Annotated in this window: 24 protein-coding genes and 4 tRNA genes; 17 read left to right on the top strand and 11 right to left on the bottom strand. The window is 67.1% G+C overall.

What is annotated here, in order from left to right:
* Positions 1–68 precede the first annotated feature (68 nt).
* The 3 genes from RND64_RS17665 to RND64_RS17655 form a co-directional block, all read right to left on the bottom strand.
* Entirely contained in the window at positions 69–1,382 is a 1,314-nt protein-coding gene (locus RND64_RS17665) for a saccharopine dehydrogenase family protein (RefSeq protein WP_331436190.1), read from the bottom strand.
* Between the two features lie 85 nt (positions 1,383–1,467).
* Positions 1,468–2,613 carry an AbrB family transcriptional regulator gene (locus RND64_RS17660; protein ID WP_331436189.1) on the bottom strand — a complete coding sequence of 382 codons (1,146 nt, stop codon included), beginning with the start codon at positions 2,611–2,613 and terminating at the stop codon, positions 1,468–1,470.
* A gap of 58 nt (positions 2,614–2,671) precedes the next feature.
* Complete coding sequence (locus RND64_RS17655) at positions 2,672–3,289, bottom strand: class I SAM-dependent methyltransferase (protein WP_331436188.1); 618 nt, start codon at positions 3,287–3,289, stop codon at positions 2,672–2,674.
* A gap of 100 nt (positions 3,290–3,389) precedes the next feature.
* Between RND64_RS17655 and menD the strand changes: the two genes are divergently transcribed.
* The 4 genes from menD (at position 3,390) to RND64_RS17635 (ending at position 7,862) form a co-directional block, all read left to right on the top strand.
* Positions 3,390–5,087, top strand: a complete 1,698-nt coding sequence (gene menD / locus RND64_RS17650; protein WP_331436686.1) for a 2-succinyl-5-enolpyruvyl-6-hydroxy-3-cyclohexene-1-carboxylic-acid synthase — start codon at positions 3,390–3,392, stop codon at positions 5,085–5,087.
* Positions 5,088–5,286: 199 nt separating this feature from the next.
* Positions 5,287–5,985 carry a hypothetical protein gene (locus RND64_RS23155; RefSeq protein ID WP_442903954.1) on the top strand — a complete coding sequence of 233 codons (699 nt, stop codon included), beginning with the start codon at positions 5,287–5,289 and terminating at the stop codon, positions 5,983–5,985.
* Positions 5,986–5,995: 10 nt separating this feature from the next.
* Positions 5,996–7,153 (top strand): glycosyltransferase family 4 protein, encoded by a 1,158-nt coding sequence (locus RND64_RS17640; RefSeq protein ID WP_331436187.1) that lies wholly within the window; start codon positions 5,996–5,998, stop codon positions 7,151–7,153.
* Positions 7,154–7,166: 13 nt separating this feature from the next.
* The gene (locus tag RND64_RS17635; RefSeq protein ID WP_331436186.1) at positions 7,167–7,862 is read left to right on the top strand and encodes a demethylmenaquinone methyltransferase; all 696 of its coding nucleotides are present in this window, start codon (positions 7,167–7,169) and stop codon (positions 7,860–7,862) included.
* Between the two features lie 741 nt (positions 7,863–8,603).
* Here RND64_RS17635 and RND64_RS17630 read toward each other — a convergent pair.
* A complete protein-coding gene (locus RND64_RS17630; RefSeq protein ID WP_414651979.1) occupies positions 8,604–9,560 on the bottom strand; it encodes an oxygenase MpaB family protein in 957 nt (318 codons plus the stop codon).
* Positions 9,561–9,671: 111 nt separating this feature from the next.
* Positions 9,672–10,946, bottom strand: a complete 1,275-nt coding sequence (locus tag RND64_RS17625; RefSeq protein WP_270483975.1) for a geranylgeranyl reductase family protein — start codon at positions 10,944–10,946, stop codon at positions 9,672–9,674.
* 62 nt (positions 10,947–11,008) lie between these two features.
* Between RND64_RS17625 and RND64_RS17620 the strand changes: the two genes are divergently transcribed.
* Positions 11,009–12,022, top strand: a complete 1,014-nt coding sequence (locus RND64_RS17620) for a polyprenyl synthetase family protein (protein ID WP_270483974.1) — start codon at positions 11,009–11,011, stop codon at positions 12,020–12,022.
* A 97-nt stretch (positions 12,023–12,119) separates the two neighbouring features.
* Complete coding sequence (htpX, locus tag RND64_RS17615; protein WP_005209130.1) at positions 12,120–12,974, top strand: zinc metalloprotease HtpX; 855 nt, start codon at positions 12,120–12,122, stop codon at positions 12,972–12,974.
* A 73-nt stretch (positions 12,975–13,047) separates the two neighbouring features.
* On the opposite strand, the gene RND64_RS17610 is transcribed toward htpX, so the two are convergent.
* On the bottom strand, positions 13,048–13,539 hold the full coding sequence (locus tag RND64_RS17610; protein ID WP_049698670.1) for a YajQ family cyclic di-GMP-binding protein: 492 nt from the start codon (positions 13,537–13,539) through the stop codon (positions 13,048–13,050).
* 458 nt (positions 13,540–13,997) lie between these two features.
* On the opposite strand from RND64_RS17610, the gene RND64_RS17605 reads away from it, so the two are divergent.
* The 5 genes from RND64_RS17605 (at position 13,998) to RND64_RS17585 (ending at position 16,060) form a co-directional block, all read left to right on the top strand.
* A tRNA-Tyr gene (locus RND64_RS17605) sits at positions 13,998–14,078 on the top strand.
* Positions 14,079–14,202: 124 nt separating this feature from the next.
* Positions 14,203–14,275 (top strand) — tRNA-Thr (locus RND64_RS17600).
* Between the two features lie 76 nt (positions 14,276–14,351).
* Positions 14,352–14,425: transfer RNA gene (locus RND64_RS17595), tRNA-Met, on the top strand.
* A gap of 88 nt (positions 14,426–14,513) precedes the next feature.
* Positions 14,514–14,681, top strand: a complete 168-nt coding sequence (gene rpmG / locus RND64_RS17590) for a 50S ribosomal protein L33 (RefSeq protein ID WP_003929651.1) — start codon at positions 14,514–14,516, stop codon at positions 14,679–14,681.
* Positions 14,682–14,974: 293 nt separating this feature from the next.
* Complete coding sequence (locus tag RND64_RS17585) at positions 14,975–16,060, top strand: fused (3R)-hydroxyacyl-ACP dehydratase subunits HadA/HadB (RefSeq protein WP_331436185.1); 1,086 nt, start codon at positions 14,975–14,977, stop codon at positions 16,058–16,060.
* A 152-nt stretch (positions 16,061–16,212) separates the two neighbouring features.
* Here RND64_RS17585 and RND64_RS17580 read toward each other — a convergent pair whose 3' ends face one another.
* Positions 16,213–17,529 carry a diacylglycerol/lipid kinase family protein gene (locus RND64_RS17580; RefSeq protein WP_331436184.1) on the bottom strand — a complete coding sequence of 439 codons (1,317 nt, stop codon included), beginning with the start codon at positions 17,527–17,529 and terminating at the stop codon, positions 16,213–16,215.
* Positions 17,529–18,530, bottom strand: a complete 1,002-nt coding sequence (locus RND64_RS17575; RefSeq protein ID WP_331436183.1) for a DMT family transporter — start codon at positions 18,528–18,530, stop codon at positions 17,529–17,531. The genes RND64_RS17580 and RND64_RS17575 overlap by 1 nt, the downstream gene beginning before the upstream one ends.
* On the opposite strand from RND64_RS17575, the gene RND64_RS17570 reads away from it, so the two are divergent.
* Entirely contained in the window at positions 18,529–19,935 is a 1,407-nt protein-coding gene (locus RND64_RS17570; protein ID WP_331436182.1) for an aminotransferase-like domain-containing protein, read from the top strand. The genes RND64_RS17575 and RND64_RS17570 overlap by 2 nt on opposite strands.
* Here the strand turns inward: RND64_RS17570 and RND64_RS17565 are convergent.
* The gene (locus tag RND64_RS17565; RefSeq protein ID WP_270483934.1) at positions 19,932–20,804 is read right to left on the bottom strand and encodes a DUF559 domain-containing protein; all 873 of its coding nucleotides are present in this window, start codon (positions 20,802–20,804) and stop codon (positions 19,932–19,934) included. The genes RND64_RS17570 and RND64_RS17565 overlap by 4 nt on opposite strands.
* A 344-nt stretch (positions 20,805–21,148) precedes the next feature.
* Here RND64_RS17565 and RND64_RS17560 point away from each other — a divergent pair.
* From RND64_RS17560 to rplA, 5 genes are all read left to right on the top strand, one after another.
* Positions 21,149–21,221 (top strand) — tRNA-Trp (locus RND64_RS17560).
* 38 nt (positions 21,222–21,259) lie between these two features.
* Positions 21,260–21,736, top strand: a complete 477-nt coding sequence (secE, locus tag RND64_RS17555) for a preprotein translocase subunit SecE (RefSeq protein ID WP_270483931.1) — start codon at positions 21,260–21,262, stop codon at positions 21,734–21,736.
* 82 nt (positions 21,737–21,818) lie between these two features.
* Positions 21,819–22,667 carry a transcription termination/antitermination protein NusG gene (gene nusG, locus RND64_RS17550; RefSeq protein ID WP_270483927.1) on the top strand — a complete coding sequence of 283 codons (849 nt, stop codon included), beginning with the start codon at positions 21,819–21,821 and terminating at the stop codon, positions 22,665–22,667.
* A 101-nt stretch (positions 22,668–22,768) separates the two neighbouring features.
* The gene (gene rplK / locus RND64_RS17545; protein ID WP_005209147.1) at positions 22,769–23,200 is read left to right on the top strand and encodes a 50S ribosomal protein L11; all 432 of its coding nucleotides are present in this window, start codon (positions 22,769–22,771) and stop codon (positions 23,198–23,200) included.
* 115 nt (positions 23,201–23,315) lie between these two features.
* Positions 23,316–24,032 carry a 50S ribosomal protein L1 gene (gene rplA / locus RND64_RS17540; RefSeq protein ID WP_005209149.1) on the top strand — a complete coding sequence of 239 codons (717 nt, stop codon included), beginning with the start codon at positions 23,316–23,318 and terminating at the stop codon, positions 24,030–24,032.
* Positions 24,033–24,142: 110 nt separating this feature from the next.
* On the opposite strand, the gene RND64_RS17535 is transcribed toward rplA, so the two are convergent.
* Together RND64_RS17535 and RND64_RS17530 are read right to left on the bottom strand one after the other, a co-directional pair.
* Positions 24,143–25,075 (bottom strand): alpha/beta hydrolase, encoded by a 933-nt coding sequence (locus tag RND64_RS17535; RefSeq protein WP_331436180.1) that lies wholly within the window; start codon positions 25,073–25,075, stop codon positions 24,143–24,145.
* 70 nt (positions 25,076–25,145) lie between these two features.
* Positions 25,146–26,717: an amino acid permease gene (locus tag RND64_RS17530; protein WP_331436179.1), complete on the bottom strand. Its 1,572-nt coding sequence runs from the start codon at positions 26,715–26,717 to the stop codon at positions 25,146–25,148.
* Positions 26,718–26,854 lie beyond the last annotated feature (137 nt).

Raw genomic sequence — 26,854 nt, 5'->3', positions numbered from 1 at the left:
GGTGCGGTTCTTTGGCCCCGTGCGGGTGTTGGGTCGGGGTGCAGTTCTTTCGCTTCAGCTGTTTGGCTTCAGTGCAGTTCGGTGACCTCGATGGTCGCGCCCGCGGTGTGGAGTCGGTCGATCAGTGCGTCGCCCATGGCGACGGCGGGTGTGAGAACGCCTGCGCGCGAGGGCAACTGGTGGCGGTTCAGTGCGAGTGTCAGTGCGCTCTCGCCGAGCATGACGGCCGTGGCCTTGTATCCAGGGTCGCCCTTCATCGAGAAGGTGGAGCGGAAGCGTCGACCGGTCGTGGTGCGGGTGTAGGTGCGGATCACGAAATAGCCGTTCTCCCGCGCCTTTTCGCTGGGACCGGAACCCGGCTTCGGAAGCACGCGGTCGAGGAGCGCGCGCGTCGGGGTGAACGACATCGCGCCGAGGAACGCGCCGGACCCGATACCGACGGCGCCCGCGATGACCGTCGACACTCCCGGGACGCCGCCGACGGACATGGTCTCGGCGTAGTGGAAGTCCTTGCCGTACGCGCCGTCGAGGAGTGCGTTGGAGCGTCGAACTATGCGCGTGTTGTGCGAAGCCATGAAGAAGGGTGCAAGGGTTCCGCGCAGCGATTCGTCGACCTTGTGCGCGTTGATGATTCCGATGTCGCTCGGCTCCGACGACAGCGCGGCTCGCGGGGTCTGGGCGGGTGCGCCCGAGAGCGCCTGTGGGTTGAGTAGGAGGCGTCGGACGCTGGAATCCTTTGCCTGCTCGGCGATCACGCGCATCGAGTCGATGGTTCCGCCCGAGACGCCGCCGCGCATCGCAGCCACGACCATGGTGGTGTCGGTCATTTCGCCCGCGTCGGCGTCGGTGACTCCGCGATACAGCTCGTAAGCGGCGAGATCGGAAGGGACGGAATCGAATCCGCACGAATGCACGATGCGGGCTCCGGTGGCCTCCGCGATCTCGTGGGCTTTCTGGATGGAGTAGTGCACGAAGGGGACCTCGCCGGTGAGGTCGACGTAGTCGGTGCCCGCGGTGGCCGCGGCGACGACGAGTGCCTCGCCGTAGCGCAGGTACGGCCCGACGGTGGTGCAGATGACGCGCGTGCGGGCGACCATGGCGTCGAGCGATGCGGGCGACGACGAGTCGGCGACGATGAGCGGCCAGTTGCGAGCGGCGTCGGGGAGGCGGCGTCGGGTGTCGGCGAGTTTGGTCTCGGAACGTCCCGCGAGCGCGATACGTGTTCCGGCGGGAGCATGCTCGGCGAGGTAGCGGGCGGTGAGTTCACCGACGAATCCGGTGGCGCCGAAGACGACGACGTCGAATTCGCGGATATCGGGTGCCTCGGACGGGCTCGTCGAGGCTGACGACTGGGTGTTTTCGGGCTGGCTTTCACCGGTCATGAGTTCAATGTATATGCGACTCCGGTCACAGTAACAATGGGCTGCGCCGTCGTGAGGGTGGAGCGTCGCAGGTCAGGTGCGGGTTTCAGGGGGTGAGCCTGCGGGCGGCCGCGCGTGCCGCGAAGGGCGCGACGAACAGCATGAGCAGTACGCGCAGGATCTGCGCTGCGACGACGAATGCGACGTTGGAGCCCGCGGCCGTCGCTGCCGCGAGCACCGCGTAGATGCCGCCCGGGGTGGTGGCGAGGTAGCAGTCGAACATCGACTCGCCCGTCCACCAGGAGAGGAGCACGCCGAGCAGCGCGCAGCCGACGCCGATCGCGAGAATCAGCACGATTGCGGCGGGCAGAATGCGGCCGATGGCGCGGAGTCGGGGGAGCGTGAACCCGAGGCCCGCCTGCCAGCCGATCACCGCGTATGCGGCGGCGAGCAGGACCGAGGGAACGGCGGCGTCGCCTGCAATCCCGGTGAGTTCTGCTGCCGTTGCGAGGGCCATCGGGCCGAGGAGGCCCGCTGCGGGGAGGTGGATGAGTTTTCCGAGCGGGAGGCCGACCCCGATGCAGATCGCGAGGAGCGCGACGCCCGCGGCCTGTTCTGTCCAGGTCGGCCGGGCGACAACGACATTCGACGACGACGCGTGGAACACCAGCGACGCGACGAGCGGAATGGTGCTGGTCACGAGTGCGACCCGGACGTACTGGACGACCGCGACGACGCGCTCGTCACCACCGAGATCGCGGGTCAGCGCGACGAGACCCGACGCCCCGCCGGCCACCAGAGCGAGTGAGCCGGTCAGGGCGTCGACCTCGCGGTGCAGGCCGAGGAGCGCGCCGCCCGCGACCGACAGCGCGAGCGTGCCGAGCCCCACGACGAGTACCGGCAGCCAGGCGGAGCCGAGGCCCGAGATGGTCGTCGGATCGGCCATGGTGCCGATGTAGACGCCGACCGTGCCCTGCGCCGCCAACATCGCCGCGCGGGGGACCATCGGCGGGTCGGTGGCGTCGGGTTTGGTGGCTTTGTCGGCGGGTTCTGTTGCGCTGTCGGGGTGTGGTGCGGTGGCCGTTTGGGTGCTTGTTTCGGCGGGCGTGCGTGGGCGCGGGGCGTATCCGACGATCGCGAGTAGTGCGGCGACGAGGAGTCCGGCGAACAGCGGCGCGGCGTCGACGTCGATGAGGTCCAGCAGGACACTGACGCCGACCGTGAAGGCGGCGAGCAGGAACCAGCGGGTCATTAGTCGAGCGTAGCGAGAGGGTGATCGGGCGGCCGGGTGGAGCGATCGGGGGTTTGGGTCAGGGGGCGGTTGCGCTGCCCAGGCTGAGTGCGGCGAACGGTCGGGGTGCGCCGTGTTGGTAGAACTGGTCGAGTGCGGTGAGGTCGAAACCGTTGTCGGTCAACAGTTTCGGGATGTCGCGGGTGAGGTGGCAGCCGCCTGCGGTGCGTTTCTGGATCGGTTCGAGGCGTCGCTGCCAGCGTCGGACCGCGTCGTCGGGCGCGGTGCCGTGTTCGAGAAAGACGACGGTGCCGCCGGGGCGCACGACGCGGGCGATCTCGGCGAGTGCTGCGTCGACATCGGGGATGGTGCAGAGGGTGAAGGTCGAGAGCGCGGCGTCGAACGTGTCGTTGTCGAAGGGGAGGCGCTGGCCATCGAGTCCGGCGCGGCGGATCGGGATGGGCGAGGCGGTGACGCGCTCGACGGCCATGTTCCACGCGACGTCGGAGGGTTCGATCGCGTCGACGGACGTGACGGCGGCCGGGTAGAGGCCGACGTTGCGGCCGGAGCCGAAGCCGATCTCGACCACGCGACCCGAGAGTGGCGTGCAGGCGCGGCGTCGAAGAGGGTCGAGCATCGACGACCCGCACGTCACGTTGATGACGCGCGGCAGAACGTGATCGGTGTAGAAGCCCACTTGCCAACCTTCCGTCGAGCCGACGGCACGTATCGGAGATCACTTTAGGTGCGGACATAGGCTGGAGCTCATGAATTCCTCGACAGAGTCGACGAACTCCATGCCGGGCGCGGCGAGTTCCACGCCTGCGGAGGCGGGCGGGCCGAATCCGTCGACGTTGCAGGCGCGGGTGATCGTCGACGAGATGATCCGCGGGGGTGTGCGGGAGGCCGTGCTGTGTCCGGGGTCGCGCAATGCGCCGCTCGCCTATGCGCTGTACCTGGCGGACCGGGAGGGTCGGCTGCGGCTGCACGTGCGGATCGACGAGCGGTCGGCGGGGTTTTTGGCGTTGGGGTTGGCGGTGTCGTCGAGGCAGCCGGTGCCGATCGTGATGACGAGCGGCACGGCCGTCGCCAACATGGGGCCCGCGGTGTTCGAGGCGAACTACGCGCGGGTGCCGCTGGTTGTTGTCAGTGCGAATCGGCCGTATGAGCTGCTGGGATCTGGCGCCAATCAGACCGTCGAGCAGTTCGGGATCTTCGGGACGCAGGTGCGGGCGGCGATCAGCATCGGGCTCGCGGAGGAGGGTCTCGACGCGAACAGCCAGTGGCGTTCGGCCGTCGGGCGTGTGTTGGCGTCTGCGCGCGGTGCCCGGACGGGAAATCCCGGGCCCGTGCAGTTCGACATTCCGCTGCGCGAGCCGCTGGTGCCCGACGTCGCGAGTACGTCCGAGGATCTCGGCGCGTTCTCCGGACGACCCGGCGGCGTGCCGTGGACACAGGCACCGGTGGCCAAGCTCGACGTTCCGCTGCTGATCGATCTCTCGCTCGACACCGTGGTGATCTCGGGGCACGGGTCGGGTGTGCATCCGGAGTTGGCGGGCGTGCCGACCGTCGCGGAGCCGACCGCGCCGCACGCCACGACGCCGCTGCACCCGCTGGCGCTGGGGTCGATCAAGCCGCAGCAGGCGATCATCTGCGGGCGTCCGACGCTGCATCGCGGGGTGTCGAGGCTGCTGGCCGACCCGGAGGTGCGCGTCTATGCGCTGACCACGGGACCGCGCTGGCCGGACGTGTCGGGCAATGTCTACGCGACCGGAACGCGCGCGGAGGTCAGCGGCGAGCCGCGCGAGGAATGGCTCAAGGAGTGCGCCGCCCTCGAGCAGCGCGTGCTGGGAGCTGTCGACGCCGTGCTCGACGAACCGGGGCCGCCGACCGGGCTGCACGTCGCGCGCGTGGTGAGTGCTGCGTTGTCGGCGGGTGATCAGTTCGTGGTCGGGGCGAGTAATCCGATTCGCGACGTCGCGCTGGCGGGTCGGGTGTCCGAGGGTGTGCGCGTGCTGTCGAACCGCGGCGTCGCGGGGATCGACGGGACCAATTCGACGGCGATCGGCGCTGCGCTAGCCGGGGGCGCGGCGTCGACCGTCGCTCTGATGGGCGACCTGACGTTCATCCACGACTCGACCGGGCTGATCATCGGGCCGGGTGAGCCGCGCCCGTCGTCGCTGCGGATCGTCGTGGCCAACGACGACGGCGGTGGGATCTTCGGGCTGCTCGAGCAGGGCGATCCGCGGCTCGACTCCGGCGCGTTGTCGGGGGCGTACGAGCGGGTCTTCGGGACGCCGCACCGCACCGACCTGGCCGCCCTGTGCGCCGGGATGCGGGTGGCGCATCGTCGGGTGTCGCTGGGCGAGCTCGCCGCCGTGCTGGGCGAGGAGCTGCCGGACGACGCCGGGGGCATCGAGGTCGTCGAGGTGGTCACCGACCGCGGCCGACTGCGCGACGTCCACTCCGCCATCGCCGCGCGGGTGGCGGGGTAGGGGTCGGAGCTGGCTTTCGGGCTGGGCCTGGTTTTGAGGTGGGCCGCGCGGGTTGGGCTGGCTGGGGTGCGCGCAGAAAAGTGCACCCCTGGGGTGGTCGGGGTGTACCGGTACAGGTCGACGGCCTACAGGACGTAGTTTTCTGCGCGAGGAGCCGCGCCCGACGGGGGCGTCGGACCCGGCGGTTATCCTGGCAGCCATGAATCCGACCATCTTGCGACGTGTGCAGAAGGTGTTGCTCACGCTCGGGATGGTCGTGACCGCGATGTGCCTGGTTCTCATCGTCGCGTGCTTCCGCAACGACGCGGAGATCGAGAAGCACAAGGCCACGGTCACCGCCGACGTCGTGTACGCCGACCGGCTGCACGCCAACGCGTACTTCCAGACGCCCGACGGCTCGGTGCACAGTCCGCGGCTCGGGCTGCTGTATCCGACGGAGCTGACCGCGGGCCAGCGGATTCGCGTCGACTACAGCACCGCCAACCCCGACCTCGCGAAACCGACCGGGCGCACCGCTGTGCTGTCGATCGTGCCCGCGGTGTCGGTGGCCGTGCTGGGCTGGATCGTCGTCGGTGCGCTTATGCTCGGCGTCGCGGAGTTCTCCCGACGCTGGGGCCGACGCCGTGCCGCCCTGCGCGCCGCGCGCGACGAGGCCGACGCGGGGAGCGCTGGTGCCCAGGCCGACGGTGGTGCGCGGGGCGAGGCCGACGCGGAGGGCGCCAGTGCGCAGGCCGACGGCGCTGCGCGGGACGACGACGGTGCACAGAGCTCCGGTGCGCAGGCCGAGGCCGACGCGTCTTCGACTGGCGCTGAGTCCAACTCGTCGGCTGCCGAGACTTCACGCGGAGTTTCGAGACCCGACACGTCGGCCGAGGTTGCCGGAAACCTCGGCCGCTGATTCTTGCGGCATGCGCGTCGCAATCGCCGCCGAGAGTTTCCTTCCGCAGGTCAACGGGGTCGTGAACTCGGTTCTCCGGGTCATCGACCACCTCGAACGTCAGGGCCACGAGGCCGTCGTGATCGCTCCCGACTCGGCGCGCGGCGTCGAACGTGGTCCGCGACTGGTGGGTCGGCGCACGCCGGTGCATCTGTTGCCGTCGGTGAAGGTGCCGCGGGTGTCGTCGTTGCCGGTGGGTGTGCCCGCGCCGGTGCTGTATCGGACGTTGCGTGATTTTCAGCCCGACGTCGTGCATCTCGCGTCGCCGTTTGTGGTGGGTGGGGCCGCGGCTGTCGTTGCTCGACGGCTCGACATCCCGACGGTCGCGGTGTTCCAGACCGACATCGCGGGTTTTGCCGATGCGTACCGGCTCGGCGTGGCCTCACGCGCGGCATGGCGCTACACCAAGCGTCTGCACGAGATGTGTGACCGTACGTTGGTTCCGTCGAGTGCGACACTGGAATCGCTTGGTGCACATGGTGTTCCGCGCCTGTATCGGTGGGGGCGCGGCGTCGACACGCAGTTGTTCAATCCGACTCGGCGCGACGAGGCGCTGCGTCGTGAGTGGATGGGTGATCGGGAGCGGTTGGTCGTCGGATTCGTCGGGCGGTTGGCGCCGGAGAAGCACGTCGAGCGGTTGGCATCGCTCGCGCACGACGACTCGGTGCGGGTGGTGATCGTCGGCGACGGACCGGAGCGTGCGAGGTTGACGCGACTGCTGCCCGACGCGGTGTTCACCGGGGAGTTACGCGGCGTCGAGTTGGCCCGCGCGTACGCGAGCCTCGATGTGTTCACGCACGCGGGCGAGCACGAGACGTTCTGCCAGGCGATCCAGGAGGCGATGGCCAGCGGGCTGCCGGTCGTCGGGCCGGACGCCGGTGGGCCGCGCGATCTGGTGTCGGCGTGGCGGACGGGGTATCTGCTCGAGCCGGCGTCGTACTCGGCGAAGTTGCCCGAGGTGATCGACGTGCTGCGCGACGACACGCATCGCGCGGCGATGGGGCGGGCAGGGCTCGCGGCGGTGCGCGATCGGACCTGGCCTGCGATCTGCGAGCAACTGGTCGGGCACTACCGCGCGGTGATCGCCGGGCAGAGCGGACTGACCGATTCGGAGCTGTTGGCCGGGTAGTAGCGTGGTCGGCATGGCCATCACCGACCGCGCCGGTCTCGACAAGGCGCCTGCCGAGGTCGCCGCCATGTTCGACGGCGTCGCGAAGCGCTACGACATCACGAATACTGTGCTCTCCTTCGCGCAGGACCGTCGGTGGCGCAAAGCGACACGCAAGGCATTGGCGCTGGGGCCGTCGGACGTGGTCCTGGATCTCGCGGCGGGGACCGCGGTCTCGACCGTCGAACTGGGGGAGTCGGGAGCGACGTGCATCGCCGCCGACTTCTCGCTGGGCATGCTGAAGGCGGGCGCCGACCGCGACGTTCCCAAGGTCGCGGCCGACGCGCTGGCGTTGCCGTTTGCCGACGGATCGTTTGACGCCGCGACGATTTCGTTCGGGCTGCGGAACGTGCAGGACGTTCCACTTGCGCTGTCAGAATTGAGCCGTGTGCTGAAAACCGGTGGGCGACTTGCGATCTGCGAGTTCTCGACCCCGACCTTCGGGCCGTTTCGCACCGTCTACATGGAGTATCTGATGAAGGCGCTGCCCGCGGTGGCGACCAAGGTGTCGAGCAATCCGGCGGCGTACGTGTATCTGGCGGAGTCGATTCGGGCGTGGCCCGACCAGTTCGGGCTAGGCGACCTGATCCGCGCCGCGGGGTTCACCGACGTACGCTGGCAGAACCTGACCGGCGGGATCGCCGCGGTGCACACGGGCCTCAAGGCCTAGGGCGGCCAGGTTCGTACACAATTGTGACGTGAGCGGGGGGCCGAGGAGGTTATTGTCTCGGCGTCCGCTGACGACCGAGTTGTGTACGCGCGCTGCGGGTGTGGCGGTTTGGCGGGCGTAGCACGGGCTCCCGATCAGCGGGCCGGGTTCGGGCGCGAACGGGTGCTGGCTTCGTAGATGTGTGTCTTATTGAAAGATGTGGGTGCTGCAGCACACAGTTCCTTCGATTCGACACACATTTAGCCGCCGGGCACTGCTCGGCGCAGCTCTTGAGCGCCGCGGGGCTCAGCGACGTGCGCTGGCAGAACCTGACCGGCGAGATCGCTGGGGGTGCACGGCGCGCAAGGCCTAGGGCGGCCGGGTGCGTACACAATCGTGACGTGAGCGGGGTGCCGAGGAGATTATTGTCTTGGCGTCGCGCTGACGACCGAGTTGTGTACGCGCGCCGCGGGTGTGGCGGTTTGGCGGGCGTCGAGCAAGGTGTCGCGCGGGCCCGATCAGCGGACGGGGGCACGATGGCGAAACCGCAGCTCCGCTGGTCGAGCGGACGCGAGCGCAGCGAGCACCCAGGTCGAGACCACTGCACGCGGTGGGTGATCTCGACAAGCTCGATCAGCGGGGCGGGGCCCGGTCAGCGGGCCGGGTCGGGCGTGCGGCGGGTCGGTGTGGCTGCGGGAGGGTGATCTCGACAAGCTCGATCAGCGGGGCGGGGCCCGGTCAGCGGGCCGGATTCGGGGGGCGCTAGGCCGAGCTCTTGTGCGCGACAGGGCATCCCGTGGGGAAGGTGCCGAGGTCCTCGACGCGGTAGCCGTTCGGGTAGCCGCGGACCTCGGCGGTGTCGATGCCGAAGACCGGTTCGGTGCGGGGTGTGGCGAAGTAGCGGATTGCCAGGCCGCGGGCTTTGAGTCCTGCGGCGACGAGTACACGCTCGGCGCGTGTCGGGTGCGGGTAGTGGAAGGCGTCGAGGAGGGGTTCGTCCATGAGTGCGCGGGCGAGTCGTCGGACGAGCGGGGCGGGAAGGAGTCGGTACGGCATGAAGGTGGTCAGCAGGTCGAGGGTCGAGTCGGCAACGGCGCGGGAGCCTTCGCGGAAGTCGAAGTGCTGTTGCTCGTAGGTGTCCATGAGGGACTCGAACTCGGCGTAGGTGTCGGGAATGTCCTTGATTCCCATGTGCTTTCCGAGTAGGCGGTAGTAGTTGGTGAGCCCGTCGATCTCGCGTTGGCTGAGTGTGCGCCACTCGTAGGCATTGATCCAGCGGGGTGGACAGACGACGAACGTCGCGAGGACGTAGAGCATGTCGTCGTTGGAGATGTCGTAGCGGCCGTGCATCTGGTTGATCCGACGGACCGCCGCGTGCCGCTGGCTGCCCGGAGCGAAACCGTGCTCGACGGGTGCAGATAGGAGTAGCACCGTGTCGTCGTAGCGCTTCTGGGTTTCGTCGGTGAATTGGACTGTCTTGTAGAGCAATTCGCCGATCGACGGCACCGCGTAGGTGCGGAACAGGGCAAAGCTGAGCGCTTGCGTCGTGGCCCAGACGAACTCCTTGCCCGACAGTTCAAGGGCGTACGTGCGCGGGTCGTCGGCGGGATCGACGGCGGCGAGTTCGTCGCGGCGACGGTACCGCTCGCGTCGGCGCGCGGAGATGGTGCCGGAGAGCCGCGATGGCAGTGTCCGCAGAGGCAGGGTCCGCAGAGGCATGAGGGGCTCCCTTGTCGACGTTGTGGTGCATGACACATTCTCAATGGAACGTATCACGCAAAACGTCTCAAACCAATGGTCGACGCCTCGACATGGAGTTGCGGGGTGGATTCAGGCGAACGGAGGCCGGTCGTCGATGCGCGTGGAGACGTGGCCTGCGGCACGCCAGGCCCGGGCGACCAGATCGGCGTCGTCGTCGGTGATGAGGTTGCCCATCACACGTACGACGAGCGACATCAGCTTTGCCGATCGGATGCCCGGTCGGCCGAGCAGCGGCACCGCGCGTGGGACGGTCAGCACGCCGGCGAGGCGTCGAGCAGCCGAGAACGCCAGACCGTAATGCTCGACGAGGGTCTGCTGCCACTGCACGGTGTGGTCGGGGCTGCCGAGGCGCTGGGCGGCGAGGCGGCCGGTCTCGAGGGCGTAGTCGATGCCCTCGCCGTTGAGCGGATTGACGCACGCGGCGGCGTCTCCGATGAGCATCCAGTTGGGCCCGGACACGCCCGATACCGCGCCACCCATCGGCAGCAGCGCCGACGTCAGGCGAGCGGGCTTCCCGGTGATCTGCCACTCGTCGCCGACCATGCGCGCGTAGTGGTCGAGGATGGGCCGTAACGCCATGTGCGCCGGGCGTTTTGACGTCGCCAGTGCACCGACACCGACGTTCAGCAGGCCGTTCGCGGTGTCGTGCTGATCCGACCCGCCCCCTGCGCTCCCGAGCGGGAAAAGCCAGCCGTAGCCCGGCAGGAGCTCGCCGTCGGGGGCGCGCAGTTCGAGGTGCGAGCCCATCCAGTTGTCGTCGGCGCGTGTCGATGGCACGTAGGCGCGTGCTGCGACGCCGAATGCGGTGTCGCGGTGCCACTCTCGGCCGAGCTTCTTGCCGAGCGTCGAGCGCACGCCGTCGGCGACGATGACCTCGCGCACGCGGACGGTGTGCGGTCCGTCGGCGTCGTCGACGGTGACCGTCGAGATGCGCTCGCCGGACATCTCGACGTCGACGGCCTTGGCGCCCTGGAACATTCGGGCGCCGCGGGCGACGGCGAGTGCGCGCAGCTCGTCGTCGAGTTCCATCCGCGTGATGGCGCTGCCGTACGCGGGGAAGCGGCCCGCGGGCCACGGCACGCGCTGCGTGGCTCCCCAGCCGTGCAGTTCGAGGCCGTCGATGTGGGGGCTGGCGGCAAGGCGGTCGGCGAATCCGAGTTCGATGAGCTCGGCGGTCGCGCGCGGCGTCAGGCCGTCGCCGCATGTCTTGTCGCGGGGGAAGGTGGCGGCGTCGAGGAGGACGACGTCGAGTCCGGCGGCGGCGGCGTGGGCGGCGGCGGCAGACCCGCCCGGTCCCGCGCCGACGACGAGGACGTCGGCGCTCTCGGGGATCTGGCTCGTCACTCGACCAGTATGTGGCCTCCCGGCACGCTCGCCACACGCGCCCACCGACTAGGCTCGGCGGAGTGAAGTCGACTTTCGCGGGTCTGGATCTGGGTTCCGAAGAGTTCGCTGGCATGGTGCGGACATCGTTGGGCCAGGTAGAGGAATTGTTGCTGTCCGAGTTGGCATCCGGCGACGACGTCATGACCGAGGCTGCGAGCCACCTGGCCAAGGCGGGTGGCAAGCGTTTCCGTCCGATGTTCGCGATCCTGGCCGCCCAGTTCGGGCCGCGTCCGGACGCGAGCGAGGTGATCACGGCCGCGACGGTCGTCGAGATGATCCACCTCGCGACGCTCTATCACGACGACGTGATGGACGAGGCGCCAATGCGACGCGGCGCGCAGAGCGCCAATGCGCGGTGGTCCAACAGCATCGCAATCCTCTCCGGCGACTACCTGTTCGCCCGCGCGTCGCGCCTGGTGTCGACGCTGGGGCCCGACCCGGTGCGGATCATCGCCGAGACCTTCGCCGAGCTGGTAACGGGTCAGATGCGCGAGACCATCGGCGCCCGCGACGTCGACCCGATCGATCACTACCTGAAGGTGGTGTGGGAGAAGACCGGTTCGCTCATCGCGGCTGCCGGTCGGTTCGGTGCGATGACCTCCGGTGCAACTTTGGACGACGTCGAGCGGCTCTCCCGACTCGGCGACATCGTCGGCACGGCGTTCCAGCTCTCCGACGACATCATCGATATCCGTTCAGCCACAGGCGATTCGGGCAAAACGCCCGGAACCGACCTGCGTGAGGGTGTGCACACGCTGCCGGTGCTCTACGCATTGGCCGACGACGACGCGGCGTCGAACAGGTTGCGCGAGCTGCTCGTCGTCGACGGTGGTGCCGCGAGGCCGCTGACCGACGACGCCGAGGTTGCCGAGGCGCTCGGCCTGCTCGTCGAGTCGCGTGGCATGACCCAGGCCAACGCGACCCTGCGCGGATACGCAGACGAGGCGGGGCAGGTTCTTGGCGCGCTTCCTGAGGGGCCCGCGCATGCCGCGTTGACGTCGCTGGTCGATTACACGATCGCGCGCACCGGGTAACTCGCCGACGCCGCACGGAAACCCAACCGGACCCTGGATCGTTTGAGAAACTGAGAGCCCCGGCATCGCGTCGGCGGCGAGTTCGAACGAGGATCTGATGCGAAACGGTGTGAAGACGGCACTTCTGCTCGGAACGATGTCGGCGTTGATCGTCGCGATCGGTGCCTGTTTCCGGAGTCCGACGATTCTGTGGGGGTCGGTGATCCTTGCGATCGCCGTGAACGGCTACGTGTACTTCAACAGCGCCAAGATGTCGCTGAAGGCGATGCACGCGCAGCCGGTGACGGAGGTCGAGGCACCCGTGATGTACCGGGTGGTGCGCGAGCTCGCGACGCAGGCGCGGCAGCCGATGCCCGCGCTTTACATCAGCCCTACGGAGTCGCCCAATGCTTTTGCGACGGGACGTAATCCGAAGAACGCGGCGGTGTGCTGTACGGCGGGGATCCTGCGACTCCTCGACGAACGGGAACTGCGCGCGGTGCTCGGCCACGAGCTCTCGCATGTCTACAACCGCGACATCCTGATCAGTTCCGTCGCGGGCGCGATGGCCGCGATCATCAGCGGGCTGGCGAACTTCGCGATGTTCTTCGGGATGTCGGGCAACCGCAACAACGGACCGAACCCGATTGCGCTGATCCTCATCTCTCTGCTCGGACCGTTTGCCGCGACGCTGATCAAGCTTGCGGTGTCGAGGTCGCGGGAGTTTCAGGCCGACAAGTCCGGGGCTGAACTCACGAACGATCCGTTGGCGCTGGCGTCGGCGCTCGCCAAGATCTCCGGCGGCATCCAGGTGGCGCCGCTACCCCCGCAGCCCGACATCGCCGCGCAGAGCCACGCGATGATCGAGAGTCCGTTCCGCGCCACCGACCGCATGGCCAAGATGTTCTCGACGCACCCGCCGACCGAGGAGCGCATCCGGCGCCTGCAGGAGATGGCGCGGCGGGGGGTCTAGCGGGTCGCCGAGTGAGAATCGACGAGCGCAGCGAGAGGCTCGGAGCGAGAGCGGGCCCGCGCATCTGACTAGCTCAGCGGTAGTTGACGAACTGCAGGGCGATGCCGAAGTCCTCGCCCTTGAGGAGTGCGATGACGGACTGGAGGTCGTCGCGCTTCTTGCTCGACACGCGTAGTTCGTCGCCCTGAATCTGAGCCTTGACGCCCTTGGGGCCCTCGTCGCGGATCTTCTTGGAGATCTTCTTGGCGTGCTCGGAGTCGATGCCCTGCACGAGGTTGCCCGAGATCTTGTAGGTCTTGCCCGATGACTGGACCTCGCCGGCGTCGAACGCCTTGAGTGAGATGTCGCGGCGGATCAGCTTCTCCTTGAACACATCGAGGGCCGCCTGGGCGCGCTCTTCGGCGTCGGAGGTGATGACGATCGTCTCTTCGCCGGACCAGTCGATGCCGGTGTTGGTGCCGCGGAAGTCGTAGCGCTGCGAGAGTTCCTTCGCGGCCTGGTTGAGGGCGTTGTCGACCTCCTGGCGGTCGATCTTGCTCACCACGTCGAACGATGAATCAGCCATGGATCACAGCGTAGCCCGACGCCGCTCGGGCCCGGGCCGAGTGGGGTGGTCTCGACAAGCTCGACCAGCGGGGTGCAGCTCGACCAGCGGGGTGCAGCTCGGGCGGCGGGTGGTCTCGACAGGCTCGACCCGCGGAGGGGCGCTCGACCAGCGAGAGGGTAGCTCGGCCGGCGGTGGTCTCGACAAGCTCGACCAGCGAGGAGCAGCTCGACCGGCGGCGGGTGGTCTCGACAAGCTCGACCAGCGAGGAGCAGCTCGGGCGGCGGGTGGTCTCGACAAGCTCGACCAGCGGACGGGTCGCTCGGCCGGCGGTGGTCTCGACAAGCTCGACCAGCGGACGGGTCGCTCGACCAGCCGTGGGGCGTCGGGCTGACCTGCGGGTTTGCGTCGAAGACAGGGGTTCGTTGTATTCTTCTCGGCGTTGTTCTTACGGTCGTGAAGGTCGTGGGAAACAGCACGGCAGATTGCCCGAGCGGCCAATGGGAGCGGACTGTAAATCCGTCGCGAAAGCTACGCAGGTTCGAATCCTGCATCTGCCACAACGAGGTGAACGTCTGGTCGGCGGTCCATCGGAGAGCTGTGAGAGCAGCGATTTGGTGAGCCGCCGCATCGGTGTGTAACCTCGTTAAGGCTCTCCGGACGCCCGCAAGGGCTGCCGGAAACGCCCCCTTAGCTCAGTCGGCAGAGCGTTTCCATGGTAAGGAAAAGGTCGACGGTTCGATTCCGTCAGGGGGCTCGGTAGGACTTGAACGCCCGACGCCGCAACGCCACCGCGAGGACTGCGTCCACGCTGACGGCGTTCATGTCACCATGGCGGTGTAGCTCAGCTGGTTAGAGCGCACGACTCATAATCGTGAGGTCGAGGGATCGAGTCCCTCCACCGCTACACGTAAGGCTTGTCGCGCGGCCCGGGTCGGGCGAGGCGGCGCCTAGTGCTCCGACGACCCAGACCCATCCGAAAGAAGGCGAACCCAGTGGCTTCCTCAACTGACGTCCGGCCCAAGATCACCTTGGCCTGCGAGGTGTGCAAGCACCGCAACTACATCACCAAGAAGAACCGTCGTAACGATCCCGATCGCCTCGAGATCAAGAAGTTCTGCCCGAACTGCGGCAAGCACCAGGCGCACAAAGAGTCGCGCTGATTTGTCGCTGAGGCCGATGGCCCGGAGCGTCGTCGAACGACGGTGTCAGGCAGGTTGTCGGTGCGCGATCGGATCGTCGAATCCGGTTTGCGTAGTTCGGCGTTGTGCGTCGTCGCGAGATGCGCACCCACAAGTTTTGTGCAACTGCGGGCTGTCTCACACGAGGCAGCCCGCAGTTGTCGTTCAGATGAACAAGTTCAGTACAGTTGCCAGCGAGTATGCGTCTCGACGATGAGCGGTCAGCCCTCCGTCCGTCGGACGTACAGCCAAGTGCAGCGTGAGGAGTCCCACCGATGTCACAGATCACCGATAGCGAGATCCAGGAACGGATCGATGCGTTGAAGAACGGTGTGAAACTGACTCCGGAAGAGATCGCGGCGCACACCAAGTCGATGGTCGGCTTCAACTACACCGTCGATGACTACTACGAGGTCGGCCGTGAAGAGATCCGCAAGCACGCGCGCGCGGTGCAGGACGCACATCCCGTCCACTGGGACGAGGCGGCTGCGGCGGAGATGGGTCACGACACCCTGATCGCCGCGCCGACATTTGTCTCGGTGCTCGGGATCATCGCGCAGCGTCGGCTCTTCGAAGACATCGTCACCGGCTACGACCTGTGGCAGATCATGCAGACCGACCAGCGGCTGATCTTTCACCAGCCCATCAAGGTGGGCGACCGACTGATCTGCGACGTCTCGCTGGAGTCGTTCCGGCAGATGGGTGGCGCGGACGTGATGGTCACCAAGAACATCATCTGGAATCAGCACGACGAGCCGGTCATGACGACATTCACCAGCCTTGTCGCGCGGGCCGCCGTCGACGCTGATCCCGAGGTCCTCGATGAGCTCGAGCACGTCATGATGAAGGTCGACAAGGAGCCGACGCTGCCGCGTAGCGTGCACGGACCGTTCGACCGCTACAACGATCCGGACCCGGTGGTTGCGCCGAAGCCGTACTCGGCGATCAACTTCGACGACCTCGAGGTCGGCCAAGAGCTGACCCCGATGACCAAGACCCTCACGCGCGGCAACCTGGTCAACTATGCGGGTGTCGCGGGAGATCCCAACCCGATCCACTTCTCCGACGAGCTGGCCAAGGTCATCGGACTCGAGACGGTCGTCGCGCACGGCATGCAGACGATGGGCCTCGGCGCCAGCTTCATCACAGAGTTCATCGGCGACCCGGCCGCGGTCTACGAGTACAACGTGCGCTTCACCAGCCCGGTGTACGTCTATCCCGACACCTACGCGAACGTCGACTTCACGGGCAAGATCAAGTCGCTCGACCCTGAGACTCGACGCGGCGTGATCAGCATCGTCGCCAAGCAGGGCGACCGCAAGATCTTCGGGCGCGCGCAGGCGCACGTGCAGTTCAACTGACGCCTGCGGCCCGGCGGGTGGTCTCGACAGGCTCGACCAGCGGGTGTGGCGCTCGAACGGCGGTGGTCTCGACAGGCTCGACCAGCGAGGGAAGCTCGACCGGCGGGTGAGGCGCTCGACCAGCGGGTGAGGCGCTCGGCGCGCGGGAGTGGTCAGGCAGCCTGATGGGTCGCCACATGGACCGGCTGCCCGAGGGCGATGCGGAAGAGAGCGCGCACCGAGTCGAGTGCGCCGTCGGGCACGTCGGCCGACGGTGAGGCGCCGGGGTGCTGGCGGGCAATGCGGGCGCGCAGCACCTGGTGGCGGATCTCGAAGCGCACGGGCGCGGTCAATGTTGCGGCCTCGCCGTCGATTCCCGCGTTGAGGTCCGTGTCCGAATCGATCTCGAACGTCGGCGCCACCCATTCGCTCCACAGGTGTTGTAGCCGTGTCGAACCGGGACGCGACGTCGGGTCGGCGATGACTGCGACGCCGAGCAGTCCGTCTTCGATGCTCGGTCGGGTACCCGATCCGATGATGTGCCCGAGGCGATACTGGTTGTTGGACACCATGATTGCGGCGACGGACTCGTGTTCTGTGCCGTTGGGGTCGTGCCAGGAGACCGATGGCTGGTCGGCGTTGGGTCCGAGGACCTGCGACGCGACGTCGAGCAGCGTTTTGGCTTTGGCGTTGCGGTAGCTCTCGCGTTGGACGGCCTCGCCGTAGACGCCGAGCGAGACGTTGTTGACGAAGACCTGTCCGTTGACGACTCCGAGGTCGACGCGACGTTCGCCGCCTTCGACGAAGGAATCGAGGGCTCCGACGGCGTCGTCGCGGTCGACGCCGAGGTCGAGTGCGAAGTGATTGCGGGTGCCCGACGGGATGCACGCGTACGGCAGATCGTGCGTCGCCGCGACGTCGGCGACGACCGCCTGCGAACCGTCGCCGCCCGCCATCGCGAGTGCATCGGCGCCGTTGGCGATGGCGCCCTCGGCGAGGGCTCGCAGATCGTCGCCCTTGACCAGTTCGATGGTCCGGTAACCCCGACGTTCAGCTTCGTCGGCGAGGTGCAGCCGGTCGGCTTTGCCGTCGCCGGAGCGTCGGTTGTAGATGAGCACGGGAGCGCTCGGGGGTGCGACGACGGGCAACGGCACCGAGACGCGGAACGCTCGCGACGCCGCCGCGATGGCGATCGCGAACAGCGCGATCACGACGAGCGTGCCGATCAGCAACCACCAACTGCGCAGCACGACGATGACGATGGCGACCACAGCCAGGATCACCGCGATGACCAGTTCGGCGAGGCGTCGGTTCCCGATGTTGAACAGGCCGTCGACGGCTAGTCCCGCAGCGACGAGCAGCAGCACCAGCGCGATGAGTCCGACGGGGAATTGCTTGCCCGCCGAGACGATGGCGATCACCACGCCGAGAGCGCCCGAGGCGAGCGAGAGGATGGCAAAACCGCGTCGTTGTCCCGCAGATTGTGTCATCAGCTCACGATACGCAGCCGACGAACAGTGAGGCGGGACATCGGGCTGCGGCGCACGGAACTGTCGCGGGATCGACTCCTGACAGTGAACGCAGCGCAGGCAATCACGGCGATGCCACCGGCTACGACCCCGAGCGAAACCCCCTCGCGCAGCAGCAACGCGCCCCACGCCACCGAAAGGACGGGTTGAACGAGTTGCGTCTGACTGACGACGGTCATCGGCCCGATCGCGAGTCCGCGATACCAGGCGAAGAATCCGAGGAACATGCTGACGGCACTGAGATATCCGAACGACGCCCACTGCGACGCGCTGATGTGCGTCGGCGGTTGCAGGTGGATCGAGCGGGCAGAGACCATCGCCATGACAGGCAGCGCGAGCACTAGCGCCCAGCAGATCGTCTGCCACGCGCCGAGTTCGCGCGCGAGAATGCCGCCCTGGGCGTACCCGACCGCGCCGAGCACCACCGCGCAGAGCAGGTAGACGTCGTCGATGCCGCTCGACGACGCTCCGCCGTGCGCGAGGAGCGCGAACGTGACCGTTGCGATGGCACCCGCGGACGCGCCGATCCAGAACCGCACTCCGGGACGTTCGCGGGTGAGTGTGACCGCGACGACGGCTGTCATCGCGGGAAGTAGTCCGACGATCACCGCGGCGTGACCGGAATCGGAATGTCGCAGGGCAAGAGACGTGAACAGCGGGAATCCGACGACGACGCCCGCGGCGACCGGGAGCAGGCGAAGCCACTGCCGGGCGGTGGGGAAGCGGGTGCGCGTGATTCCGAGCGCGATGACGGCAAGTGCTGCCGCTACGACGGCCCTGCCGCATCCGACCAGCAGCGGGTCGAGTCCTGCGTCGCCGCCGGAACCGACGGCGATACGCGTCAGCGGCACCGAGAACGAGAACGCGGCCACCCCGACGAAGCCCCAGACCAGACCGCTCGACGGTGTTCGGTGCGATAGCGGCGTCGAACTCGACGCGATAGCGCTACTATTGTCTCTCATGTTTGACGATAGCAGCTCGCGGATCGCGCAACACCTGAGATTGCTCGCCGAGAGCGAGCAGCCGGGATCGAGGCTGCCGTCGACGCGAGCGCTGGCCAAGCAGTTCGGGGCCGGTCCGGTTACGGTCCAGCGTGCTCTCGCGGCGCTCGTTGCCGACGGTATCGTCGAAACACGTTCTGGTGAGGGAACATTCGTCGCTTCTCGACGTTCCGCCCCGAGGCGCGACATTGGGTGGCAAACCGCAGCGCTCGGGCCGGAACGTTCCGGAATCCCCGCAACAGGGTCGACGCTGCGGATGGTCCCGCACGACACCATCGCCATGCACGGCGGATACCCCGACGACGAGCTGCTACCGCAGGAACCTGTCGCGGCAGCGGTGCGTCGTGTGTCGCGAAGGGCTGAGGCATTCACGCGACCGCCTGTCGCGGGCGTTCCGGAGTTGCGTCGCTGGTTCGTGAGCGAGCTTGCCGGGGTCGAGGGCGGTGCCGGCGGTTGGCGTGACTCCGACGTCGTGATCACTTCGGGCGGGCAGGCCGCGCTCGCCGCGACGATGCGGGCGATCGCCGCTCCGGGCGAGGCGATCGTGATGGAGTCGCCGACCTACTGGGGTGCGATCGCGGCGGCACGGCAGGCCGGTCTGGTGATCGTTCCCGTCGCCCGCACCGGGGGCGCACCGAGCGCCGTCGACCTCGACACCGCGTTCGCGACGTCGGGTGCGCGCGTCTTCTACGCCCAGCCCAACTACGCCAACCCGACCGGCGAGCAGTGGTCGGCCCAGCAGCGGGCCGAGGTACTCGACGTCGTGGCGGCGCATCGGGCTTTCGTCGTCGAGGACGACTGGGCGCACGACTTCGGCATCGACACCGTGCCGCGAACACTCGTCTCCGCGGACGAGAACGGGCACGTCATTTACCTCAGATCGTTGACGAAGAGCATGTCGTCGTCGATCAGAGTCGCGGCGGTGATGGCGCGCGGCCCGGTGCGGCAGCGCATCGAGAGTGCGCTGGCGCTCTCCGATCTGTACGTGTCGCCGATCCTGCAGCTCGCCGCGCTCGACGTCGTGACCAGGCCCACGTGGCGCACATCGTTGCAGCGGCTGCGACGCGGACTCGGTGCGCGTCGCGACGCTTTGCTCGACGCGCTGCGCGCCGAACCGTCGTTGACGGCCACGACACCGCCGGGCGGGTTGCACCTGTGGGTTCGGCTGCCCGACGTCGGCGCTGGGGACGTGCCCACCGACCCGGACGTGGTCGCCGCGCGGGCGCTGGCGCGCGGGCTGTCGGTGGTGGCCGGCCGCGAGTGGTTCCCGGCCGAGCCGACCGGTCCGTACGTGCGACTCAGCTACGCCGCCGCGGGACCCGACCGCTACACCGAGGCCGTCGAGATCCTCGCGGGGTCGTGTTAGGCAGCCGCTGCGGCGAGGGCGTCGAGGACCTGGCGGGCAGTGGCGTCGGGGCGTCGAGTGATGTCGTCCCAGGTGAAGTTCAACATTCGCCAGCCGTCGGCGAGTAGGGCGTTGCGCTTGGTCCGGTCGCGTTGGAAGGTCTTGGCGTCGCGGTGGAACGCGAAGCCGTCGATCTCGACCATGAGTCGCGCGTCGCGGAACACGAAGTCGAGCAGGTACCCGAGAACCTCGGTGTTGGCCGTCCACCCGGTGATGCCGTGCGCGTCGAACAGCGCGGTGGTGGTGCGTTCGGCCTCGGATCGCGCTCCGGACCGCAGTGCGTCGAAGAGTCGTCGTGCCTCGGGTGAACCGCGACGACGCGGGTAGCGGCGTAGCGCGTCGTCGAGTTCGGTGATGGTGACGCGGTGGGTGAGAAGTGCGTTGTCGACGGTCGAGGTGTCGCCGGCGGCGGCGACGTCGAGCAGGGTGGCTGCCACCGACGCCACGCGCAGCCCATCGACCACGACGACGTCTGGTTCGTGCAGACGGCGATGCGTGACGAGAACGCCCGACGACGCACCGGCGTGGCGGCCCTTGACCTGGGTGGCGACACTGATCTTCGACGGAAAAGCGCTGGTCAGGCCTTGCCACCATGCGGCCGACGACCCGACGAGCACCGCGGATTTGCCGACCGATGCGACCGCAATCCGGACTCGTACTCGCGATGTGCGCGGATGGTCGACGGCGCGAAACGTCGCCTCCGCCTCACGCACCCACGTGCCGGCGGAGAGTCGACGCTGCACCGCGTGCCTGCTGACGCCGAGCGCTCGAGCCTGTGTGAGAGTGATGACGCCGTCGTGCGTCGACAGATGCTGCGCGAGCGTGGTCATGCGATATCGGACGTTACGGGGCGCCCTGAGGTTCCATGCCGTGGGGTTCCACGTCGGCCGAAATCTTGCGGTTGCCCAGACGCGCGGAATCCGAGCGTCTGGGCAACCGGAAAATTCGCGGATCGACGCAGGTCGGGATGGATCGCTACAGGAAGTGTTTTGGGTTAAGCGGGGCGGGTGTTCTACACTGAAGTGTCAGGTTTACCCTTGACTTGCGCGCCGCCCATAGGGTGGCGCGTTGGTTTTGTCGGCGACGGCCCATCGATTTCGGATCGGTAGGCTGGTTCCGGCAGGTCGACCATGACCGGCGACTGCAGAACTCGTACGAGTCGACGCAGTCGCAAAGGGGCGTAGCTCAACTGGCAGAGCAGCGGTCTCCAAAACCGCAGGTTGCAGGTTCAAGTCCTGTCGCCCCTGCCCTGGAGAGGGCACACGTTGACGAGAGGACCTCGAAGGTGAGCAAGCGAGATCGAGCGGCCCGCGCCAAAAACGACGGGCAGTCCAACGCCGCCGATTCGGCAGCGGAGGAGCTCGAGACCCGCGACGACGCCGTCGAGGACGCGGATGCCGCAGCCTCGGATGCGTCGTCGGACGATCTTCGTCCGAAGGGCAAGCGTTCGGGACGCGGTCGTCGCTCGTCGGCGAGTGCCGTCGACACGACAGATGGTGATGCGGATTCCGAAGGTGGATCCGCGGTCGCCGTCAAGGAACGCAAGGTAAAGAAGGCGTCCGAGCAGAGCAGCAATCCGTTTGTGCGGATCTGGGTGTTCATGCAGCAGGTCGTCTCGGAGATGAAGAAGGTCATCTGGCCTACGCGGCGCGAGACGATCACGTACACGATCATCGTGCTCGTGTTCGTGGTGGTGATGACCGCGTTCATCTTCGGGATCGACATCGGCTTCGCCAAGCTAGTTCTCTGGATCCTCGGCTGATTCGGGCTCACTCAGGTGAGCCCGCTCCCGACCGGGTCATCCGACGGACGACCAACTTCATGAAAGAGGAGCGTGGGCTGCAGTGAGCACCCCGGATAACGAGTTCGACCCGACCGACGCGGTCGAGACCGACGTCACCGACGCCGGGAGCGAAGCGACCGTGGACGAGACCGACGATCCGGGCACCGAGGCGCAGGTCGAGGCCGCACAGGACGACGCCGCAGCCGTCGACGGTGGCGAAGAGGCCGTCGAGCAGGCAGAAGCTGCCGAGGACGCCGCGGTTGATGCCGACGCTGCCGAGGCCGAGGAAGAGGTCGACCCCGCCGAGGAACTGCGCAAGCAACTGCGTCGCGCACCCGGTGAGTGGTACGTCATCCACAGCTATGCCGGTTACGAGAACAAGGTCAAGACCAACCTCGAGACCCGTGTGCAGAACCTCGACGTCGGCGATTACATCTTCCAGGTCGAGGTCCCGACCGAAGAGGTCACCGAGATCAAGAACGGCCAGCAGAAGAAGGTCAACCGCAAGGTGCTGCCCGGCTACATCCTGGTGCGCATGGACCTCAACGATGAGTCGTGGGGCGCAGTGCGCAACACCCCGGGTGTCACGGGCTTCGTCGGAATGACCAGCAAGCCGTCGCCGTTGAGTCTCAACGAAGTGCTGCAGTTCCTGCTGCCGCGCACTCCCGCGAAGAAGGCCACGGCCAAGGGCGCCGAGAGTGTCGAGCAGGCCGCAGCGGCCGCAACGGCGGTTGTCGAGGTCGACTTCGAGGTCGGCGAGTCGGTCACCGTCATGGACGGCCCGTTCGCGACGCTTCCCGCGTCGATCAGCGAGGTCAACGCCGAGCAGCGCAAGGTCAAGGTGCTCGTGTCGATCTTCGGTCGCGAGACGCCCGTCGAACTCGGCTTCAACCAGGTCGAGAAGATCTGATACCTGCCGAGAAGATCTGATACCTGCTCCGTACGGAGCAACACACAAGCTTCCACGCCTCCAGCGGACGTGGATCTGCAAGAAACAAACAAGGAACAAGGATGCCTCCCAAGAAGAAGAAGCTCGCCGGGATCATCAAGCTCCAGATCCAGGCAGGCCAGGCAAACCCGGCCCCGCCAGTGGGTCCGGCGCTCGGTCAGCACGGCGTGAACATCATGGAATTCTGCAAGGCGTACAACGCGGCGACCGAGTCGCAGCGTGGCAACGTCGTGCCGGTTGAGATCTTCGTGTACGAAGATCGCTCGTTCGACTTCAAGCTCAAGACCCCGCCTGCAGCCAAGCTGCTGCTCAAGGCCGCCGGTCTGCAGAAGGGTTCGGGCGAGCCGCACACCAAGAAGGTCGGCAAGGTCTCGATGGACCAGGTCCGCGAGATCGCCAAGACCAAGGCCGAAGACCTCAACGCCACCGACATCGACCAGGCCGCGAAGATCATCGCCGGTACTGCGCGATCGATGGGAATCACCGTCGAGTGAGCTTGCGAACTCGCGCAAGTTTGACCGTCGAAGGCTAGAAAGCCGCTGAGTGGGAGGGCCGGCTCGGCCCACACACCACCAACCCGAATCATCAATACGGAGAAAGAACAGAGCAATGAGCAAGAGCAGCAAGGCCTACAAGGCCGCGGCCGAAAAGGTCGACAAGGACAAGCTCTACAGCCCGCTGGAGGCTGCTGAGCTGGCGAAGGAAACGTCGTCGAAGAACACTGATTCGACCGTCGAGGTCGCAATCCGGCTGGGCGTCGACCCGCGTAAGGCAGACCAGATGGTTCGAGGCACCGTCAACCTGCCTCACGGCACGGGTAAGACCGCCCGCGTCATCGTGTTCGCCGCAGGCGACAAGGCCGCCGAGGCCGTGGCAGCCGGTGCCGACGAGGTCGGCGCCGAGGACCTGATCGAGAAGATCCAGGGCGGCTGGCTCGACTTCGACGCCGCGATCGCCACCCCTGATCAGATGGCCAAGGTCGGCCGTATCGCGCGTGTCCTCGGACCGCGCGGCCTGATGCCGAACCCCAAGACCGGCACGGTTACCACCGACGTGACCAAGGCGATCAACGACATCAAGGGCGGCAAGATCAACTTCCGCGTCGACAAGGCAGCCAACCTGCACTTCGTCATCGGCAAGGCGTCGTTCGAGCCGAGCGCGCTCGCCGAGAACTACGGCGCTGCGTACGACGAGATCATGCGTGCGAAGCCGTCGGCCGCGAAGGGCCGCTACATCAAGAAGGTGACCGTCTCGACGACGACGGGCCCGGGCATCCCGGTCGACCCGGCCGTGACGCGTAACTTCACCGAGGCTCCTCAGGACTGAGAGCGTCATCTGTTGTAGCGCAACAGTTTCGAAGCCCCCGAACGCCAGTGGCGTTCGGGGGCTTTTGCGTTGGGACCTATCCGACGGCGCTGTCTATCCGACGACGCTGCCTATCCGACGACGCGCTCGGCGAAGGCGATGATCTCGTTGGCGACCTCGTCGCGGATCGGTGGTTCGTTGTGTACCTCGTGCCGGTAGCCGGTGTAGATGCGGGTGCGCACGTCGGCGTGTCCGCTCGCGGCGAGCTGATTGCCGACGTGGTAGGCGCCCTCGCCGAAGTTGGCGACCGGGTCGGCGTCGCCGGCAAGGATGAGGATGGGCAGGTCGGAGCGGACTGTCGGGTACCAGGTGTCGGCGTTGACGGCGTCGTAGAGATCGACGAATCCGCGGATGAATCGCACGGACATGGGTGCGCCGAAGTTGTTGAACGGGTCGCGGGCGTGGTCGCGGACGACGCCCGGATCGCGCGCCACCCATGCCGTGGGGAAGGCGTCGGGGCCGAAGCGCGCGGTGAATCCCTCGAACATCTGCCCCGCGTACGTCTCCGTCGCCGTCGACGTAGGGTCGGACTCCGCGGCGAGGGCGTCGCGGTCGAGGACGTCGTCGATGCCGTGGATCTGCGCGGCGATGCCGCAGAGGATGAGTCCCTTGAGCCAGTCGCCGCCGTCGGCAACGAGACCGCGCGCGATCATCGAACCCCAGGAGTGCCCGAAGACGACGTAGGGCAGGTTGGGGTAGAGCTCACGCACCTTGTCGCGCAGGGTGCGCTCATCAGCCACCACGACCTTGTCGGCGTCGTCTCCGGCGTCGGCCCAGACTCCCGAGGTCATGGCCGTCTTGCCGTGTCCGGCGTGGTCGTCGGCGACGACGACGAACCCGGCGTCGAGCAGCTTGGTGATGAGCCGTAGGTAGCGGCGCGAGTGCTCACCGAGTCCGTGGACGATGTGGATGATGCCTCGCGTCTTGGTCGCGGGCTCGTAGACCCAACCGAAGATGGTGTCGCGACCGTTGGCCGACGTGAACTCGATTTCGTGAAGTGACAACGCTGTCCTCTTCCGACGGGCCGCGTGCGCGGCGTGACTGTGCCACGTTCGAGGCTAATCACGCACCGCCTCAGACGTCGACGGGCGCGGCGTCGACCTGCTTGATCGGTCCGGTGAACCACTTCTTCACCGACAGGTGCCAGTAGCCGTAGAGCAGGATCAGTGCGCCGCCGACGAGCAGCGGGGTGTAGTTGACGTATTTCCACTCGAAGCTCGCGTCCCACGGCATGCCGCCGAGCGAGGTGGGGAACATGGCGACGAGCGAGGTCAGCGCGATCTCGATGAGAGCGATCGGTGCGATCCACTTGTACTTGGAGCCGAGCGTCCACGAGCCGGCCTCGAACGAGTCTCCTGCCTTCCAGCGGAAGTAGATCGGGACAGCGAAGCACAGGTACAACCCGACGACGCCGATCGAGACAACCGCGTAGAAGGCGACGGGTACGGGTGCGCCGTTGATGTCGACCGGCACCAGTGCGGGCAGCGTGATGATCGCGGCGATGACGGCTGTCACGACAACGGCGTTGGCGGGCATGCCATTCGACCGGACCTTGGACCAGAGCTTGTGGCCGGGCACGGCGCCGTCGCGGCTGAACGCGAACATCATTCGCGACGCACTCGTCTGGCACGCGGCGGTGCAGAAGAGCTGGCCCGCGGTGGAGATGATCAGGACGACGCCCGCCCATTTCGAGGTGAGTGCCTGGGTGAAGATCGTCGCGACGGCGCCGCCACCCTTGGAGACACCATCGGCGTCTTGGACGGCGAACAGGAAGCTGAGCAGCAAGATCCACCCACCGACGGCCGAGTAGGCGATGGAACGCCAAATGCCCTGTGCCGCAGCGTTGGCCGCGCCCTTGGTCTCCTCGGAGAGATGGGCGGAGGCGTCGTAGCCGGTGATCGTGTACTGGGTGAGGATCGCCGAGATGGGCAGCACGAACAGGATGAAGCCGAAGCCCGACGTCTTGCCTTCGAAGATGCCGCTGTTGTTGACGGTCTTGGCGAAGACGTCGGAGAAGGACGCGTGCTGATCAGGGAGCAGGAAGAGGATGAGAATGACTGCGGCAGCACCGAATACGTGCCACCAGACCGAGATGTTGTTGAGCATCGAGAGCAGGTGACCGGAGAAGATGTTGATCAGGGCTGAGCACGCCAGGATGATCAGGAAGATGACGAACACTCGGGTCAGGCTGTAGCCGTCGAGCCACGACTGGCTGAATGTGCCGATGGTGAGGTCGAGGAAGGTAGCTGCGCCGTACGCCACCGAGGCAAGGATGGCGACGAGGCCGATGAGGTTGAGCCACCCGGTGTAGAAGCCCGCCTTGGCGCCACCGAGTTTGGCTGCCCACCAATAGATTCCGCCCGACGTCGGATATGCCGAGACGAGCTCGGCCATGCAGAATCCGATCAGCAGGATGAAGATCGAGACGATCGGCCAGCCCCATGCGATCGCGGCCGGTCCGCCGTTGTTCCATCCGAGTCCGAACGACGTGAAGCAGCCCGAGAGGATCGAAATGATCGAGAACGAGATCGCGAAGTTCGAGAAACCGGACCACGAGCGGTGAAGTTCCTGGGTGTAGCCGAGTCTCGCGAGGTGGGCCTCGTCGTCGGAAAGATCCTCGGCAAGGGTGTCATGGCCTTCAGGCATGGGTGAGCTCCCCCGGTAAGTGATGGTGCGACGCCACGTTGCGATGCGCAAGACCAGCAGAACATAAGCTCTCCGTGGCGATTTCGCATGCCAGAAACGGACATCGCGACGAATTCATGAGTGTGATGGTCATACCC

It is taken from the genome of Gordonia sp. w5E2 (assembly GCF_036540975.1).
In the GTDB taxonomy this organism is placed as follows: domain Bacteria; phylum Actinomycetota; class Actinomycetes; order Mycobacteriales; family Mycobacteriaceae; genus Gordonia; species Gordonia jacobaea.
This window is presented reverse-complemented; position numbering and strand designations above follow the sequence as displayed.

What these genes read in the sequence shown, in the direction of transcription:
- RND64_RS17665 (WP_331436190.1), bottom strand. Translation starts at nt 1,382, where the DNA reads ATGACCGGTGAAAGCCAGCCCGAAAACACCCAGTCGTCAGCCTCGACG.
- RND64_RS17660 (WP_331436189.1), bottom strand. Translation starts at nt 2,613, where the DNA reads ATGACCCGCTGGTTCCTGCTCGCCGCCTTCACGGTCGGCGTCAGTGTC.
- menD (WP_331436686.1), top strand. Translation starts at nt 3,390, where the DNA reads ATGCCGGGCGCGGCGAGTTCCACGCCTGCGGAGGCGGGCGGGCCGAAT.
- RND64_RS23155 (WP_442903954.1), top strand. Translation starts at nt 5,287, where the DNA reads ATGAATCCGACCATCTTGCGACGTGTGCAGAAGGTGTTGCTCACGCTC.
- RND64_RS17640 (WP_331436187.1), top strand. Translation starts at nt 5,996, where the DNA reads ATGCGCGTCGCAATCGCCGCCGAGAGTTTCCTTCCGCAGGTCAACGGG.
- RND64_RS17635 (WP_331436186.1), top strand. Translation starts at nt 7,167, where the DNA reads ATGGCCATCACCGACCGCGCCGGTCTCGACAAGGCGCCTGCCGAGGTC.
- RND64_RS17630 (WP_414651979.1), bottom strand. Translation starts at nt 9,560, where the DNA reads ATGCCTCTGCGGACCCTGCCTCTGCGGACACTGCCATCGCGGCTCTCC.
- htpX (WP_005209130.1), top strand. Translation starts at nt 12,120, where the DNA reads ATGCGAAACGGTGTGAAGACGGCACTTCTGCTCGGAACGATGTCGGCG.
- RND64_RS17610 (WP_049698670.1), bottom strand. Translation starts at nt 13,539, where the DNA reads ATGGCTGATTCATCGTTCGACGTGGTGAGCAAGATCGACCGCCAGGAG.
- RND64_RS17585 (WP_331436185.1), top strand. Translation starts at nt 14,975, where the DNA reads ATGTCACAGATCACCGATAGCGAGATCCAGGAACGGATCGATGCGTTG.
- RND64_RS17580 (WP_331436184.1), bottom strand. Translation starts at nt 17,529, where the DNA reads ATGACACAATCTGCGGGACAACGACGCGGTTTTGCCATCCTCTCGCTC.
- RND64_RS17570 (WP_331436182.1), top strand. Translation starts at nt 18,529, where the DNA reads ATGTTTGACGATAGCAGCTCGCGGATCGCGCAACACCTGAGATTGCTC.
- RND64_RS17575 (WP_331436183.1), bottom strand. Translation starts at nt 18,530, where the DNA reads ATGAGAGACAATAGTAGCGCTATCGCGTCGAGTTCGACGCCGCTATCG.
- RND64_RS17565 (WP_270483934.1), bottom strand. Translation starts at nt 20,804, where the DNA reads ATGACCACGCTCGCGCAGCATCTGTCGACGCACGACGGCGTCATCACT.
- rplK (WP_005209147.1), top strand. Translation starts at nt 22,769, where the DNA reads ATGCCTCCCAAGAAGAAGAAGCTCGCCGGGATCATCAAGCTCCAGATC.
- rplA (WP_005209149.1), top strand. Translation starts at nt 23,316, where the DNA reads ATGAGCAAGAGCAGCAAGGCCTACAAGGCCGCGGCCGAAAAGGTCGAC.
- RND64_RS17530 (WP_331436179.1), bottom strand. Translation starts at nt 26,717, where the DNA reads ATGCCTGAAGGCCATGACACCCTTGCCGAGGATCTTTCCGACGACGAG.